Origin of the sequence: Vibrio splendidus, assembly GCF_003345295.1 — a bacterium.
GTDB lineage: Bacteria > Pseudomonadota > Gammaproteobacteria > Enterobacterales > Vibrionaceae > Vibrio > Vibrio splendidus_K.
On record NZ_CP031055.1, the window covers coordinates 2,494,520 to 2,508,546 of the forward strand.

Here is a 14,027-nt window from a genome sequence, read left to right on the forward strand (position 1 = left end):
CATCATGAAACTGAATAAATCATTCGCAGCTCTCGCTATCGGTGCAGCCCTTGTCGTTACTGGCTGTACTTCAAACTCAATCTCCGGATCAAACTCAATCTCTGGCTCAGGATCTGACACAGAACAACTGCAAGCCAACGAATTTAAGAACGTTATCGACCGTACTGGCTCACCTGAATACATGCGTGACTACGACTTCGATGACCACCAACGCTTTAACCCATTCTTCGACCTAGGTGCATGGCACGGTCACCTGCTACCAGACAGTGCAGAAGGCATGGGCGGATTCCCAGGTACAGCACTGCTTACCGAAGAATACATCAACTTCATGGCTGATAACTTCGACCGCCTAAGCGTGTTCAAAGACAGCAAAAAAGTGGCTTTCACTATGGAAGCTTACAGCCTACCGGGCGCATTGGTTCAAACGCTAAAATCTGACGATGTGACAGTAGAAATGACGATGCGTTTTGCTTCAAACCGTACCTCTCTGCTAGAAACTAAAATCACCACTGACTCCCCAGCCGAATTAGTGTGGGATGGTGAACTACTAGAAAAAACGCACGCTAAAGAAGGCGTGGCACAAACCGACAAAACCATCGCTGAAACTTACCCTGAGTATGACCGTCAAATCGTCGCGACCGACGATGGCCTAAAGGTGACCTTCGGTAAGGTTCGTTCGACATGGGATCTACTGACTTCTGGTGAGTCTGAGTACCAAGTTCACAAGTCGATTCCAACACAAACCACAGTGGATGGTTTAGCGTTTACTTCAACCGCAAACATTGAAGCATCGACGACTATCTACACCACATACTCGCATGTTCTAACGGCAGAAGAAGCGCAAGCGGAACAGCCTGAAATCAAAAAGATCATGGCAAACCCTACCGACTTCTTAGCGGCATCAGCAGAACGTTGGGAAGGCTATCTTGAGATGGGTTTAACCAACCCGAACGCGACACCAGAGCAAGAGCGTGTTGCGGTTAAAGCGATGGAAACCCTAAACGGTAACTGGCGTGGCGCTGCAGGTGCGATGGAGTTTGACTCTGTGACACCATCCGTGACCGCACGTTGGTTCTCGGGCAACCAAACTTGGCCTTGGGACACATGGAAGCAAGCCTACGCAATGGCTCACTTCAACCCAGATGTAGCGAAAGATAACATCCGCGCGATGTTCGCTTACCAAATTCAGGCTGACGATGCCGTTCGTCCTTGGGATGAAGGTTACGTGCCCGATCTACTCGCTTACAACCTAAGTCCAGAACGTGGCGGCGATGGCGGTAACTGGAATGAACGTAATACCAAACCAAGCCTAGCAGCATGGGCAGTAATGGAAGTCTATAAGACCACCAGCGATGAAGCTTGGCTCGAAGAGATGTATCCAAAGCTAGTGGCATACCACGATTGGTGGCTGCGCAACCGTGACAACAACGGCAACGGCGTACCTGAATACGGCGCAGCACGCGATAAAGCACACAACACGCCTGAAGGTGAAATGTACTTCACCGTGGTTCGTGGCGATAAGCACGAGACAGTTATAGGCCAAGCTGCACTGGATAAAGTGATTGCTGAAGGTAACTACGATTACATCGAAAGCCCAGCACAAACTGCCGCGTCTTGGGAGTCGGGTCGTGATGATGCAGCCGCATTTGGTTTCATCGATAAAGACCAGCTAGACGCGTATGTAGCGAATGGCGGCAAGCGCAGTGATTGGGATGTTGAGTTCGCTCAAAACCGCGCTGAAGATGGCACGCTACTTGGCTACTCACTACTGCAAGAATCTGTCGATCAAGCAAGCTATATGTACAGCGATAACAAGTACCTAGCAGAAATGGCTGACATTCTTGGTAAAGACGCAGAAGCGAAAGAGTTCCGTGAAAAAGCTGAGCATCTATCGAACTACATCAACACCTGTATGTTCGATGAAGGCACTAACTTCTTCTACGACATTCGCATTGAGGACAAACCACTCGCGAATGGCTGTGCAGGTAAACCGATTGTAGAGCGTGGTAAAGGCCCTGAAGGTTGGTCACCATTGTTCAATGCTGCTGCCACTCAAGCTAACGCTGATGCAGTTGTCTCTGTAATGAAAGATACAGAAGAGTTCAATACCTACGTTCCACTAGGCACAGCAGCGCTTTCTAGCCCTGCATTTGGCCCAGACATTTACTGGCGTGGACGTGTATGGGTAGATCAATTCTACTTCGGCCTAAAAGGCATGGACAGCTACGGCTACCGTGACGATGCGATTGAAATGGCAGGTGCGTTCTTTGACCACGCCGATGGATTAGTTCAAGACGGTCCAATCCGTGAAAACTACAACCCACTAACCGGCGAACAACAAGGCGCACCAAACTTCTCTTGGAGTGCGGCTCACTTGTACATGCTTTACAACGATTTCTTTACTGACGCAGAGTAAATCGAACCTTTTTACCTGTCCTCTGAGATTCATTAATACACCGGTTCAATAAGATACTGCGAATTAACAAATTTCAGGCTTTGGCACTCAGCGTTATGTTGAGTGCCTTTTTTATATCTGAAGCAAAATAATCGAATAAACAACCATTTAGACTATTTGGCCTACTATGATCCTTTTACTCTATTCACTGTACTTTGACCGTTCTCACCACAATAGAAGCGCACCTGATAATGGTAATGCTCTTTCAATAATTTGTATTCGTCATGGACACTTGGCGTCCATGAGTCATCGCCACCGACGCCCATATGGAAGCCATCCACATAAACAAACAGCTGTTCTTGTTCGGTTAAGTCACAAGTATGTTTTGCCTTCTGTAACTGCTGTAACCCAAAACGACTGACTGAGAAATGGAAGTCTCCTTGCAATTCAAATGCTCCCATTTTTGCGTCACGAACATCACAACGCAAGCCGCTGTCTGACGGGAAAATATAAGGGGTATGCATTTGTTCAATACTCTGCTGATGTAAGCCAACGTGTGCTGACATCTTTCTATCGGGATAATTTTCATGAGGTCCGCGACCGAACCAACTCACGCCATCAGGGATGTTTTTCAATGCGAATGTTAATCCCACTCGTGGTAAAGACGGCAAGCCTTTCGCCGCTTGCACATCCACATCTAACTTGACCTCACCATCAGCAAATAATTGGTATTGCCAAGTCGACAACAAACGAACTTGCCCTTCAACTAAGTGAGCAATTCTTGCCGTCACTGAGACTGAGTTTTTCTGAATGAAGTGGGAAAATTCAATACACTCAGGAGTTAGTGAATCAAGCCCCATTGCCTGCCAACGTGCTATCCATGAATTGGGATCGACTCGGTTTGCTTCACTGACACCTATATCATTATCGAGTGGTGCTCGATAGAAGTTATCTTTGAGACCACTGACTAACTGTTCAACACCCTTCACTTGCCAACGGTCTAAAGTCCCTGTTAACACATCAAACTCAACTTGGTAATCGTCGCTAAACACAAACAATCGCTTCTCCGTTTCACTGACTTTCGGAGGATATGTCGAGACATTCGCATCAAGCACAAGTTGCGATAAGGTGGGTAAGCTCAGTTGTTCAATCGCTGTCACGTGTCCTTTATCAGCCCACCGCGTCGCGGTATTCAGCACCACTTCTAAGTTTAAATAGTTAAGGCTATTTGGTTGGCAAACGACGTTGGTTCCATCAAGCTCAAGCAGTACGCTCGATTGCGACTTCACAAGTAATTCGACGCTTCCATTACTCTGAATAACGCCATTTTGCGTGATGTTCCAATTCAGCGTTTCGATAAGCTCGGCATCAAACAAATACTCACTGGTTATTTCGATCACCAATGGTGATGCAGAGACCATCTTGAACTGATAAAACTGCTGCGCTTTTTTTACTTCATGCAAGGTTGGATGTACCGTTCGGTCAGGAAAAACCAATCCATTAATACAGAATTGGCGGTCGTTAATCTCATCGCCGAAATCACCGCCATATCCCCAATATTTCTGTCCGTTCGTATCGGTTTTGGTTATCCCCTGATCGACCCAATCCCAAATAAATCCGCCTTGCAGCCTAGGATTGTCTCTGAACGCTTGCCAATATTTATCGAAGCTACCAAGGCTATTGCCCATCGCATGTGCATATTCACACAAGATCAACGGGCGCTGTTCGTTAGGCAGAGCAATGGCTTTACGAATACCCACTCTAGGAGTGACTTTAGGTTGGCTATCAACCACAGGCAGATCCCAATCAACACGTGCGTACATTGGGCACAAGATATCAGTCGCTGCAGTATCAGCCCCACCACCTTCATACTGAACGGGACGGGTAGGATCAGCATGTTTCACCCATTGATACATCGCATGATGATTACGACCAATACCCGACTCATTACCCAGCGACCAAATGATCACGCTGGCGTGATTTTTATCGCGCTCCACTAGCCTTGTCATTCGTCTCATGTACGCATTCAACCACGACGAATCATTAGACAGTCGACACATCGGAAACTGACCATGGGTTTCCACATTCGCTTCATCTACCAGATACAGGCCATACTCATCACACAGTTCATACCATAATGGGTGATTCGGATAATGAGCGGTTCTAACGGCATTGAAGTTATTTTGTTTGAGCAGTTTGATGTCTTGAATCATCCCTTCACGCGTCATGGTGTGACCCAATTCAGGGTGATGTTCATGGCGATTCACACCACGAATCAGCAACGACTTACCGTTAACTTTGAGCAAACTATCGGTAATTTCAACACATCGAAATCCGACATCGTAAGCCTCACAATCGACAAGCTCATCATGTTTATTGAGCAATGACACCACACAACGATATAAGTAGGGTGACTCGGCACTCCACTTGTTCGGATTCACGACCGAAAGGCGGTGCTCTGCGACTTCAGACCAAGGCCCTTTCTCATCCACAACTCGCTCGCCAAAGCCCACGATTTGAGGTTCACAAACCAACTGTCCTTGAGCATCATAAAGTTCAGCTTTCAGCTTATCGAAGCCTTCTACATCATTGCTGTGCTTGGTTATTTTCGTAGAAATATTTAAAACCGCATCGCGATAGCAAGCATCTAGCTGAGTCTCAATACCAACATCCTCAATGGCGACCTTGGGCTTTCTCAATAAAGTCACATCACGGAATATGCCGCTGAGCCACCACATATCTTGGTCTTCAAGATAGGAACCATCAGACCAACGCAGCACCATGACTGCTAGCGTGTTCTCGCCTGCTTGTAAGTATTCAGATACGTCAAATTCAGCCGGTAATCGACTGTCTTGCGAATAGCCAACCCACTTGCCGTTGCACCACAAATGAAATGCGGAATTCACGCCACCGAAGGTCAGCCTATGGGTATCTAATAGCTCCGGTTCCATGCAGTTAAAATGCGTTCGGTAGAGCCCTGTCGGATTATCGCTAGGGACGAAGGGAGGGTTATCAGCGAAAGGATATTTCACATTGGTATAGATCGGTTTATCAAAGCCTTGCATCTGCCAGTTGCTTGGCACTGCGATCGACTTCCATGAGGAATCATCAAAATGCTCAGAGACAAACTCTTCGCTGACCAACTCAGGCGAATCGAACAGCTGAAACTTCCAAACCCCATTGAGAGACAAGGTGCGTGACGAGTTCTTCCCCACAGCCTCAGCCAACGAGGTGTAACCATTCAAAGGAGCATGAGCCTCAACAACGTTATGATGAGTGATGTGTTGGTTTTCCCATTCACGGGCAGAGATGATTTGAGAGAAAGTTCTCATGGAGTGTTCCTTACGATAAACCGTTCAAAGTGAATCATTGCAAGTAATACTTAGTACTTAAACCGCGCTTTGGACGCGACAAATGCCGACGAAATAACACCAGCAATGACAAACTTAGAAAAAGTAGAAGCCGCAGCGAGAACCGCTGCGGCGAATAACACATTATTTAAAGGCGCGCTTACTCACCTTATCGAGTTTCTTCAATATTTTTTCGATGCGATCAGGGTGAACCATAAACTCTTGGAAGCCCTTCATGCCTTCTTTGGCCATCGCAGGATCGGTATCGCGGTCATAGAACTGAGCCGTACCATCGGTAGAAGCCAGCATTGCTACACCTTTATCTAAGAACGGATCAGACTTTGCTTTGGCTTTATTGTTGGTCGGGATTTGTAGCAGCATCTCATTGATGAGTTGCTGATTTTCCGCACGCGCAACAAACTCTAGGAACTTACGCGCATCTTCCTTATTTTTCGCTTTAGAAGGAATGTGCAACGTATCCATTGGCGCATCTTCTGACATCGGAACACTTGGATCGATCACTGGGAATTGGAAGAAATCCATCTTGCCATCTAATTCAGCCGGGAAGTTTGGCGTAATGAAGTTACCCATTAGATACATCGCTGCCTTGCCGTTGTACAAGAATGGTTGAGCTTCTTGCCAAGAATAAGAAGCGTGATTTTCTAAGTAGTAACCAGGCTCAACAAGCTCTGCCCAGTTAGCGAACGTTTTCTTCACTCGCTCGTCAGAATAAGGCACCTTGCCTTCCATCAACTGAATGTGAAAATCCAAGCCGTTGGTACGCATGTTGATGTAATCAAACCAACCTGCTGCAGTCCACAGGTACTTAGTACCAATCGCAAACGGTGCAACCCCATTTTCTTTAAGCGTTGCCGATGCCGATTTCAAATCATCCCATGTTTTAGGTTCAGCAATTCCATACTGCTCAAAGATGTCTTTGCGGTAGTAGATACCCCATTGATAATACGTATATGGCACACCAAATTGCTTACCGTTGACCGTCATTGCAGGTGCGGCTGAAGCAAAATCTTGCTGCATGTTGTTGTCAGCCCAAATGTCACTCACATCTTCGAACAAGCCACGGTCAACGAATGCTTTCATTCGGTTACCCGCATACCAAAAAACCACATCCGGCGGCGAAGTGACCAACCAATTACGAATCGTTGTTTTATACGACTCGTGATCGTACAAGTTGTACTTAACCGTAATATCGGGGTTTTCTTTTTCAAAGCGGTTGATGATCTCACCCCACGCTTCTTTCGGCGCGGGATCAGATGCATCTGAGTTGATGACTAAGGTTCCTGCAAACGCTGTTGTAGAAACGGAGGCAGCAAGCACTGCCGTAGCAGCGATATGTTTCACGTATTTCATATTGAGGTCCTTGTTATAGAGCTAAGCTCACTAAGTCCAATTTTTATTGTTTTGTCTCGTAGGGTTATGCGTGTTTTAGTTTCTCTTCAATGATTCATCCATTCGGGATGTCGGTAGCAATAACGACTAAAGCCGTCGCTATTGCTAGATTCGTGTATCGATTCTTATCTCGTTATTTACCCTTTGGTCGCACCTAATGTCAGACCTGCGATAAAGTGCTTTTGCATGGTGAAAAACAGCACAACCGGTGGGATAGCCGCGACTACAGCACCCGCCGACATAAACTGCCAAGACGCCAGCCATTGGCCTTGTAGTGAGCTCAAACCCGCAGTTACAGGACGAACGTCATCACTCTGAACCAGTACTAGTGCCCAGAAGAAATCGTTCCAAATAAAGGTAAACACCAATACAGCTAACGCCGCTAAAGCTGGGCGAACCAAAGGCAGCACCACATGCCAGAATATTTTCCATTCACTCACCCCTTCGACACGTGCCGCTTCAATTAACGCATCGGGAATGCCAACAATAAAGTTACGCATGAACAGGGTACAAAAGCCGGCTTGAAAAGCGATATGAAAGAAAATCAGCGCCCAATGGGTATCGTAAAGGCCAAGTCCAATGGTTAAATCACGCACTGGAATCATCAAAATTTGGAACGGAACAAAGTTGCCCGCGATAAACATCGCAAAGATCCAAACGTTGGCTTTGAAGTTGTATTTCGCCAAGGCATACCCAGCCAAAGTCGAAAGAGCGACAGCCCCTGCGACCGCTGGCAGTGTGATGATCAAGCTATTGATTAAGTACTGCCCCATTGAGGTCGAGGTAAAAACTTGGGTGTAGTTCTCAATGAACTGAATCTCGCTCGGCCAGCCCCAATAATTACCTTTGTTGATGTCATCCATCGAACGAATCGACGTCATCATCACGGCGATAAGCGGTAACAACCACATCACGATCGAGATAGGTAACGCGACTCGGTAGCTGATATTAGTAAATCGACCGGCTTTTTGAATTGGTTGCGGAAACATTATTTTTCGCTCCTTAACATGCGCCACAAGAAGTAAGCGATATAGATATCCATAATCAGAAACAGCACCACTGAAACCGCCGCACCGTAACCCATTCGATAGTTAAAAATAGACTCTTCATACATTTGATACGCCAGTACCGTCGAGCTGCCCCAAGGTCCACCAGCCGTCATGGTTGCCACTAAATCGAAAGAACGAAGAGCACCAATTACAGTCACGACCACAGCAATAAACGTCGCGGGTCTTAATTGAGGAAGCACCACATACCAGAGCATGCGCCATTTCTTCGCGCCATCCAGTCGCGCCGCTTCTAATTGCTCTGGGTCGAGGTTATTCAACCCCGTTAGATACAAGATCATGCAGTAAGAGATTTGTGGCCATAGACCAGCGGCAATGATTCCGTAGGTCACATAATCTTCGTCAGCGAGTATTGATATGGGCTCAAAACCGAACGCACCCAATACCATATTGAAAAGGCCAAATGAGGGGTCGTAGAACCAAGAAAATACGAGGCCGACCACCACTTGAGAGATAACAAAGGGGAAGAAAAATAAGGATTTAACGACACGAATGCCTTTCACTTGTTGGTTTAAGAAAAGAGCAATCGCCAAGCCACAAGGTGGCGCGAGCATAAAGAAGATCAACCAAAGGAAGTTATTCGTTAACGATGTGTAGAATGCATCGGAATCAAACAGTTCGCGATAGTTCTCAAGCCCCACCCACTCTTTTTCGCCTAACCCATCCCACTCAAAGAAGCTCAGCCAGATACTGTCCAAGATGGGGTAGATAACATAGAGAGAGAAGATAGCGATGGCTGGCGCCAAAAACAGCCAAGGCGACACCTTAGAACTAATGCGCCTTTTCTTTTTCGCCGATGGGATGCGATTTTCTGGGTATATCGTTTTCACAGATTGCTCCATTTCCCGAAATTCCTTGTATTAAAAGCTTCATTTACTATTTGATTAATTTCCACCTAGGTTTCTAAATTTAATCGAGCAACGCAGCATTTATAGTAATTACGTTCAAATATTAGGCTTATTGATAACATCGCGCACAGTTATGTTTTATTTTTGTAAACGTTTCCACAAAAATCAGTATAGATCGCCAAATTTATATGACCACGATCAATAAATCATACGAGGCACCTAACAAATTTCTGATGAAAGCGTATGTTTTAAAGGCAAAGAGATGCAGTCCAACGAAGCAAGGAGAGAGCATGGCTGATATCAGCTTAAAAAAGGTCATCAAACGATATGGTGATGTTCAAACGATCCATGGTGTTGATCTAGAAATAAGTAACGGCGAATTCGTAGTATTCGTTGGGCCGTCTGGTTGCGGTAAATCAACTCTCTTACGCTTAGTTGCTGGCTTAGAAGAGATTACTGAAGGTGAGATCCATATTGGCGATGATCTGGTTAACGATGTCGATCCTGCCGAGCGTGGTGTCGCGATGGTATTCCAGTCCTACGCCCTTTATCCGCATATGACGGTTGAAGAAAACATGGGCTTTGGCCTGAAAATGAACGGTGTTGCTAAAGAAGTCGTCGAGAAACAAGTCACCAGTGCAGCGAAAACGCTTCAACTAGACCCTTTGTTGAAACGTAAACCTAAAGAACTTTCGGGTGGACAACGTCAGCGTGTTGCTATCGGTCGAGCAATTGTTCGTAACCCAAGAGTGTTCTTATTCGACGAACCTTTATCAAACTTAGATGCTGAACTTCGTGTCGATATGCGCTTACAAATCGCCAAATTGCACCAAGATCTGCAAAATACCATGATTTATGTCACGCACGATCAGGTCGAAGCAATGACGCTTGCTGACAAGATCGTAGTACTGAGAGATGGTCGAGTAGAACAAGTCGGTTCACCTCTCGAACTGTATCATTCTCCACAAAATGAGTTTGTGGCCGGCTTTATTGGCTCTCCGAAAATGAACTTCTTACCGTGTGTCGTGAACAGCACCTCAGAAACTCATGCCCAACTGACCGTCAATGGACTTAATAAAATGACTCTGCCATTGCCAAGTGATGGCCTTGCCGAAGGACAAAAATTGACTCTTGGTATTCGACCAGAACATTTGGAGATCAATGGCGAGTCAGATATCACGATTGAGTTCCAGAGCGAAGTGGTAGAACGATTGGGCAACAGTACCTATATGTTTGGCCAATCATGTGGTGTTGATAGCTTCAAGGTTCATCTACCCGGGGATCAAGAAGTCGCACGCTATCAGTCTCTCAATTTAAATTTCGCATCAAAAGATTGCCATCTATTTGATGCTGAAGGTCAGCGTATTAACTAGGCTTTAAAAACGGTAGAGCTAGCTTGATGTCGCTAGCTTTACCGCTTCATTTCAAACTCATTTCTTGTGCCACTTTGAAGTAGTTAAACGCTTCCACTTTCTTCCTCTTTACGTTATGAAACATCTCTCAAAAGTTTCATAACTCACACCTAAATGTTGGCCTCTGAAGGCTTATTCGAACTTTATTTACCCTTAATAGCTATCCGGACATTAATTTGATAGTCGTTTACTCAATAATGGCTAAACTATAGTGCCGCCTCCCCCTTTTTTTGAGAAAACCTAAATGCCTAATGCTGATTCCACCCTAAATAAACGCATGGGAATCGTTGCGCTCACCTGGCCAATTTTTATCGAAGTTCTTCTAAGAACCGCACTTAACACCAGTGATGTATTCATGTTATCGGGGTACTCAGACAAAGCCGTGTCTGCCGTTGGTGTTATCTCTCAGATATCCTTTTTTCTGATCATCGTCTCAACCATGGTCAGCAGTGGTACAGGCATCCTAATCGCACAATACAACGGTGCTTCTCGCACTCAAGAGAGCGCTCACGTGGGCGTGGCGAGCATTATCTTGGCCATTATTACCGGTGTGTTACTCAGTATTATTGCGATTCTTGGTGCTGAATATTTTATTCCGCTCTACCAACTGGAAGCTCAAGTCGAACAGTACGCTCAAGAGTATCTGTTTATCAGTGGTGCTCTCACCTTTAATGTCACGATAGGTGTCGTTCTCACCACGATTCTACGCAGCCATGGCTATTCAAAATCACCGATGGTCATCAACATGATTGCAGGTGTGATCAACATCTTCGGCAACTACTGCGCACTTTATCAACCTTTCGGGTTGCCAGTGTACGGCGTACAAGGGGTTGCAACGGCGACAGTTATTAGCCAAGTGATCGGCTTATTGATCTTAATCGGTGTCGTAAGAAACAAAGGCATTGACCTACCGATGAAACAGTTCAAATCGGTGCCTAAAGCTATCTATCAAAAAATTATGAAGATCGGCTCTATGAATGCTGGAGAAGTACTCTCTTACAACATGGCGCAAATCAGTATTACCTTCTTTGTGGTTCAGATGGGAACGTCTTCGCTGGCCGCGTTTACTTACGCACAAAACATCGCACGTCTCTCTTTTGCCTTTGCCTTAGCCATCGGCCAAGGTAGCCAAATCCAAACGGGTTATTACATAGGTAAAGGTTGGATAGATGAGATAGCCAACCGTGTACAACGATACTTTGTAGTAGGCTTTATCGCCTCTATCACCATTACCTGCGTGGTCTATATTTTCCGATTCGAGATTTTGGATTTATTCACTCAAGACCCAGAGATCATCGCACTGACTGCCGCACTCATCGCAGGCTCGATACTATTAGAAGCTGGTCGCGTGTTTAACCTAATTTTCATTTCTTGCTTAAAAGCCGCAGGCGATATTAAGTTCCCTATCAAAATGGGCATTCTTAGCATGTGGGGCATTGGCGTTGCGATGAGTTATTTACTTGGTGTGCATTGGGGTTATGGCGTATTTGGTGCTTGGATGGCAATCGCGATGGACGAATGGTTCCGCGGATTGATCATGGTTCGTCGCTGGCGAGCGAAGAAATGGACTCGTTTTTCTTTGTGAATTTGTAAGTAGTCAGTAGTCAGTAGTCAGTAGTCAGACAGTAACCAATCATAAAAACAATATGTTAGGCATCTCATTCATTACAATTGAGATGCCTTTAAAGTTATTAGCCTACTATGATCCTTTTACTTATCAAGCTCATTTTAAAAGAACGAATAGCAGGCTCAGTGGAGGTTATGCGGCAGCTTCAAGAGCTTTCTTACGCTTTGCTAATCGGCCAAAAATACCGACTAACATTACAATGCCGCACACACCGTACACCTGCATGATGGTTGGATCATCCGAGACAAAACCAACATCAGAGAACATCACGTAAGCACCCAATACCATGTAGAGAATGATAGCCGAAGCTTCGAAACGGAATGCCCAAGGCGTGACATCAATGTTTTCATTCACAGGCATCACGTAATCATCTTCACGTGGCATAAAGTAGCCAATGATGAACATCAGCGCTGTACATACAACAAACAGAATCGCCAATTGGTGTAAGAAGTGAATAGGTGTTTTGAACACTAACTGCATCGCAGCGTATGAACTTACAAATACCACCAATGCCACTTTAGCCGCTAGAGCTGGCACACGTTTAGAGATGTACCCCACAAACACGATAGTAAAGATTGGCACACTGAAGAATCCCGCTACCATTTGTAGGTATTGGAACAAACCTTCTGGTGCGTACATGATGAATGGTGCGATACATACCGAGATAATCGCGATCACAACGCCAAAGATACGGCCTTTACCCACCAGCTCTTCATCCGTTTTACCTTGGCCAAACAAAGGTTTGTAGACATTCAATGCGAATAGAGTGGTCGAACTGTTAAGCACACCATTAAATGTACTTAGGATGGCACCAAACATAACCGCGACAAAGAAGCCAACCAACGGCTTAGGCAAAACTTCGTTTACCAAGCGCGTGTACATGGTGTCAGGGTTACCGGCATCAGCGCCAAACATGTGGAATGCAATGATGCCTGGAATGATTAGGAACAGCGGAGAGATAACCTTAATCGCACCAGCAAGAATCACCCCTTTCTGACCTTCTTTTAAGTTCTTAGCACCCAACGCTCGCTGGATGATTGATTGATCCGTACCCCAGTAGTAAAGGTTCACAAGTAGAAGACCGGTAAACAAGGTTGAGAACGGTAGTGGATCAGTCTCTGTACCAACCGATTGCAGTTTCTCTGGCGCTGCATAAAGCAGAATATCCAAGCCAGCACCAAAGCTGCCCTCGCCCAACACCATCAAACCAAACACGGGGATCATCATGCCGCCAACAATCAGGCCTACGCCATTAATCGTATCCGCAATCACAACCGCTTTTAGGCCGCCATAAATCGCGTAAAAGAAGCCAAGTAGACCAATCGTCGCCGAAATAAGGGCTATTGAACTAAACTCTGAAATATTTAGCAGAGCTTGAACATCAAAGATCTCTCCCAGAACAACGGCACCGGCATAAAGTGTGGTTGGCAAGATATTGATGACGTACTGGCACAAGAAAAGTAACGTCACAAACTTCTTCACCGACATGTCGTAACGGCTCTCTAAGAAGTCTGGAATCGTCGTTATCCCTTGCTTCAGGTAACGCGGTACCAGCATCAGAGCGATGATGACTAAAGTGACACCTGAGGCCACTTCCCACCCCATGACACTCATATTGTGGGTATAAGCTTGTGCGCTCATGCCAACAAAGCTAGTCGCGCTTAAGTTGGTTAAAATTAGGGAGCTGGCAATCAAACCACCGGTTAAGCTTCTTCCGCCGAGAAAGAAACCGTCTTGTGAGGTGTTCTTGTCATTTTTAACTTTGTTGTAGGTAAACGCGACAACAAAACCAGTAAATAACAAGAATGACAGCAGAACTGTAATAGACATTTTGTTTTCCTTAAGTTTAGTTATTGCGGCAGCAATTCCTCGCTGCCGATTATATTTTTATATTTAGAATTTTATTTGTAGGGGTACT

8 protein-coding genes are annotated in these 14,027 nt (G+C 45.6%); 3 read left to right on the plus strand and 5 right to left on the minus strand.

Annotated features, from left to right (window positions below; all coding sequences use genetic code 11):
* Nucleotides 1–4: 4 nt before the first annotated feature.
* The gene (ygjK, locus tag DUN60_RS10925) at nucleotides 5–2,416 is read left to right on the plus strand and encodes an alpha-glucosidase (protein WP_114633943.1); all 2,412 of its coding nucleotides are present in this window, start codon (nucleotides 5–7) and stop codon (nucleotides 2,414–2,416) included.
* Between the two features lie 164 nt (nucleotides 2,417–2,580).
* On the opposite strand, the gene DUN60_RS10930 is transcribed toward ygjK, so the two are convergent.
* From DUN60_RS10930 to DUN60_RS10945, 4 genes are all read right to left on the minus strand, one after another.
* Complete coding sequence (locus tag DUN60_RS10930; RefSeq protein WP_114633944.1) at nucleotides 2,581–5,727, minus strand: beta-galactosidase; 3,147 nt, start codon at nucleotides 5,725–5,727, stop codon at nucleotides 2,581–2,583.
* A gap of 162 nt (nucleotides 5,728–5,889) precedes the next feature.
* A complete protein-coding gene (locus tag DUN60_RS10935; protein WP_114633945.1) occupies nucleotides 5,890–7,116 on the minus strand; it encodes an ABC transporter substrate-binding protein in 1,227 nt (408 codons plus the stop codon).
* Between the two features lie 176 nt (nucleotides 7,117–7,292).
* Complete coding sequence (locus DUN60_RS10940; protein ID WP_004734435.1) at nucleotides 7,293–8,144, minus strand: carbohydrate ABC transporter permease; 852 nt, start codon at nucleotides 8,142–8,144, stop codon at nucleotides 7,293–7,295.
* Nucleotides 8,144–9,064: a carbohydrate ABC transporter permease gene (locus DUN60_RS10945; RefSeq protein WP_004734436.1), complete on the minus strand. Its 921-nt coding sequence runs from the start codon at nucleotides 9,062–9,064 to the stop codon at nucleotides 8,144–8,146. The genes DUN60_RS10940 and DUN60_RS10945 overlap by 1 nt, the downstream gene beginning before the upstream one ends.
* Nucleotides 9,065–9,360: 296 nt before the next feature.
* Here DUN60_RS10945 and DUN60_RS10950 point away from each other — a divergent pair, with 296 nt between their 5' ends.
* Entirely contained in the window at nucleotides 9,361–10,443 is a 1,083-nt protein-coding gene (locus DUN60_RS10950) for an ABC transporter ATP-binding protein (protein ID WP_114633946.1), read from the plus strand.
* 283 nt (nucleotides 10,444–10,726) lie between these two features.
* Complete coding sequence (locus DUN60_RS10955; RefSeq protein WP_017080040.1) at nucleotides 10,727–12,067, plus strand: MATE family efflux transporter; 1,341 nt, start codon at nucleotides 10,727–10,729, stop codon at nucleotides 12,065–12,067.
* Between the two features lie 174 nt (nucleotides 12,068–12,241).
* On the opposite strand, the gene DUN60_RS10960 is transcribed toward DUN60_RS10955, so the two are convergent.
* Nucleotides 12,242–13,939, minus strand: coding sequence for a solute:sodium symporter family transporter (locus tag DUN60_RS10960; RefSeq protein ID WP_017080747.1), 1,698 nt, complete (start codon nucleotides 13,937–13,939; stop codon nucleotides 12,242–12,244).
* Nucleotides 13,940–14,027: the final 88 nt, after the last annotated feature.

Excerpts from the sequence above, each read along its gene's own strand:
- ygjK (WP_114633943.1), top strand. The coding sequence starts at position 5 with ATGAAACTGAATAAATCATTCGCAGCTCTCGCTATCGGTGCAGCCCTT.
- DUN60_RS10930 (WP_114633944.1), bottom strand. The coding sequence starts at position 5,727 with ATGAGAACTTTCTCTCAAATCATCTCTGCCCGTGAATGGGAAAACCAA.
- DUN60_RS10935 (WP_114633945.1), bottom strand. The coding sequence starts at position 7,116 with ATGAAATACGTGAAACATATCGCTGCTACGGCAGTGCTTGCTGCCTCC.
- DUN60_RS10940 (WP_004734435.1), bottom strand. The coding sequence starts at position 8,144 with ATGTTTCCGCAACCAATTCAAAAAGCCGGTCGATTTACTAATATCAGC.
- DUN60_RS10945 (WP_004734436.1), bottom strand. The coding sequence starts at position 9,064 with ATGGAGCAATCTGTGAAAACGATATACCCAGAAAATCGCATCCCATCG.
- DUN60_RS10950 (WP_114633946.1), top strand. The coding sequence starts at position 9,361 with ATGGCTGATATCAGCTTAAAAAAGGTCATCAAACGATATGGTGATGTT.
- DUN60_RS10955 (WP_017080040.1), top strand. The coding sequence starts at position 10,727 with ATGCCTAATGCTGATTCCACCCTAAATAAACGCATGGGAATCGTTGCG.
- DUN60_RS10960 (WP_017080747.1), bottom strand. The coding sequence starts at position 13,939 with ATGTCTATTACAGTTCTGCTGTCATTCTTGTTATTTACTGGTTTTGTT.